Source organism: Moorena sp. SIO3I6 (assembly GCF_010672095.1).
The window spans coordinates 1-1,455 of the sequence record NZ_JAAHHU010001288.1 but is presented as its reverse complement, the minus strand read 5'-3'; the positions used below and the strand labels follow the sequence as shown (position 1 = coordinate 1,455).

The window sequence follows — 1,455 nt, the reverse complement described above, 5'->3', positions numbered from 1 at the left end:
TTCAACAGCAAAATTCCTGTGAAGTCAGAAAAGTCTATTTGGACCCTCTTTAAGCGATACCTGAACTTACTAAAGGCTCCAGGTAAGCTGATTATCTCAAGAAATAAATCCTCAAACGTTCAACCCAAACCATCCATCACCCAGACTAAAAATTCCAGGACTGAAAAATCACCAGACCTATCGCAAATTCAGTCTAATTTAGGAAAAAATACTCCCAAAAAATCTAAACATCAACCTCTAGCAGTTGTTAATTCTGGTAGCAACAAGGTTAAAGGAGTCAAGGGAGGAGAAAATGGCGCGATCGCTAACTCTAGAAACCATAGTGATGTAGAGCCCAATCAAGACTGCATTGACACTAAAGCAACTCCAGAAGGATATGTTAAACATCCTTTAGAACGAGTGTTGGAGTGGTTAGACATCACCATGCTTTGGATAGAAGAGCTAGTGGTTAAAATTTGGCGATTGCTGCAACGGTTGTGGCCATTTTGAATAGAGGGAATAGGGAATCGGGAATCGGGAATCGGGAATCGGGAGTAGGGAGTAGGGAGTAGGGAATCGGGAATCGGGAATCGGGATCCTGTTCCCTGTTTCCGAAAACCAGAAACTCTGTACCTCACCACATTGAAAACAGCTATATCCGCTATCAGCTATCATACCAAATCCGATTGGTATAAGGTAAAAACATTCCTGTGTTTTCCTTATACACTTTATAGTCAGCCGCAAAACTACTAGTTAAAAATTTAGCTTCTTCTTGGCGAGCAACTTGATAGTAGAGAACAAACATTACTACTACTGTTAGTATTAGCCAGAGTTGATTACTAACAAAAACACCAGCTAGCACAGAAAGCAGGTAGGATGTGTAAAAGGGATTACGAATGAATTTATAGGGGCCAGTGGTAATGATGTGGTTTGGTAAATCATCGGAATAGCAAATAGACAAAGGCTTTTCCTTAGTTGTTTTAACTGCCCACCAAAACAAAACTAGTGAGCTGATATAGATGCTCAGTCCCATTAACCCTAGGATTAAATTACTTTCTTCAGTCAGAACGATCATACTGACCTGTAGAACTATTAATAGTGTCCATAAAAAAAACAGAATCCTCAAACCATTTGGAGTGCCGCTAGGCCGAGTAAATAAAGCAACGCCTGCCCAAGTAAAACTTATCAAACAAGTTGTGAATAAGATTAGGGCGCAAGATTTTAAGACTAGCATGATGTTTGCTTTAGTAATGTTGGCTCTTCCGTACTTGTTATGCTAAATTAACACTTTGATGAAGGGAGCAGGGAGCAGGGAGCAGGGAGCAGGGAGCAGGGAGCAGGGAAGAAGGAAAAAATAATGTGTACCTCATAACTGCGATAAACGCTACAATCAGTGTTCAAAAAACATAGCTTCCTTTTGCTAGGAGAAAGTATAAACAAACAACTACTGCACTTCTACCATTCACAACGAAAACA

2 protein-coding genes and 1 pseudogene are annotated in these 1,455 nt (G+C 40.2%); 1 reads left to right on the top strand and 2 read right to left on the bottom strand.

Annotated elements, in window-relative coordinates; genetic code table 11:
- A pseudogene (locus tag F6K49_RS48645) lies at positions 1-489 on the top strand (hypothetical protein); the annotation flags it as partial.
- Here F6K49_RS48645 and F6K49_RS48640 read toward each other — a convergent pair.
- Together F6K49_RS48640 and F6K49_RS48635 are read right to left on the bottom strand one after the other, a co-directional pair.
- Complete coding sequence (locus F6K49_RS48640; protein WP_293085435.1) at positions 442-654, bottom strand: hypothetical protein; 213 nt, start codon at positions 652-654, stop codon at positions 442-444. The pseudogene F6K49_RS48645 and the gene F6K49_RS48640 sit on opposite strands and share 48 nt — an antisense overlap.
- Positions 644-1,054, bottom strand: coding sequence for an isoprenylcysteine carboxylmethyltransferase family protein (locus F6K49_RS48635; RefSeq protein ID WP_158069639.1), 411 nt, complete (start codon positions 1,052-1,054; stop codon positions 644-646). The genes F6K49_RS48640 and F6K49_RS48635 overlap by 11 nt, the downstream gene beginning before the upstream one ends.
- Positions 1,055-1,455: the final 401 nt, after the last annotated feature.